General features: G+C 64.7%; 2 protein-coding genes. Both read left to right on the plus strand.

Features of this window, described 5'->3' with window-relative positions; all coding sequences use genetic code 11:
- Positions 1-320, plus strand: a 320-nt coding sequence (locus CVS27_RS20390; RefSeq protein ID WP_207767608.1) for a hypothetical protein, incomplete at its 5' end; no start/stop codon positions are given.
- A 31-nt stretch (positions 321-351) separates the two neighbouring features.
- On the plus strand, positions 352-1,107 hold a 756-nt coding region (locus CVS27_RS20395), incomplete at its 3' end, for an alpha/beta hydrolase (protein ID WP_133163021.1).

Consider the following 1,107-nt stretch of genomic DNA (forward strand, 5'->3'; position numbering starts at 1 on the left):
ACGTAATCGCCGACGCCGCCCTGTACCTGCCCTTAGCCCTGCTGGCCGGGGTTTCACCAACGCTGGTGGTGCTGCTGGTGCTGTGTGCCACCTTCAGTGAATACGCCGGTGTCATGGGCCCGCTGGCCGGTGCATCGCGGCGTTATGACGGCCCCATGGGCAAAAGCGACCGGGCCTTTGCCTTCGGCGTGCTGGGCACCGGGGTCGCCTTTGGCCTGCTGAACGGCAGCTGGGTCAATGGCTTGCTGCTGGTCATCCTCGCGCTCTCGCTCTATACCCTCTACAACCGGGTTCGCCAGGGGCTGGCCGAAACCCGCTGAGCCCAAAGCCGCCGCAAAAAGGACGTTGATCATGCGCCAAGCGCAAGCGCTGCACTTCTCCACCCATGACGGTGTCGAGTTGCACTACCGTCATTGGCCTGCCAACCGCAACGAGCACCAGCCACGCCGGGCCGTGGTGATGTTCCACCGCGGCCATGAACACGGCGGGCGCATGGCCCACCTGGCCGATGAACTGGACATGCAGGGCTATGACTTCTTCGCCTGGGATGCCCGCGGCCATGGCCAGTCGCCAGGCGCACGTGGCGACAGCCCGGGGTTTGCCACCAGCGTGCGCGACGTGCAAACCTTCATCGAACATATCCAGGCACATCACGGCATCGCCGAGCACGACATGGTGGTGCTGGCGCAAAGCGTCGGCGCTGTACTGATTGCCACCTGGGCCCACGACTATGCACCCAAGGTGCGCTGCCTGGTACTGGCCTCACCAGCGTTCAAGGTCAAGCTCTACGTGCCGTTCGACCGCCCGGGCCTGAAGCTGCTCAAGGCCTTGCGCGGCAACTTCTTCGTCAACAGCTACGTCAAGCCCCGCCTGCTCACGCACGACCCCGAGCGGGTCATGTCATACGTGGCCGACCCGCTGATCAGCCGGCCGATTTCGGTGACCATGCTGCTGGGCCTGTACGAAGCCGCTGACCGGGTGGTGGCGGATGCCCAGGCCATTCAGGTACCGACCCAGTTGCTGGTATCCGGGGCCGATTTCGTGGTCGAGCGCCAGCCGCAGGAACGCTTTTTCGAACGGCTGGGCAGCACGCGCAAGGAAATGCAC

It is taken from the genome of Arthrobacter glacialis, from assembly GCF_002909445.1.
GTDB lineage: Bacteria > Actinomycetota > Actinomycetes > Actinomycetales > Micrococcaceae > Specibacter > Specibacter glacialis.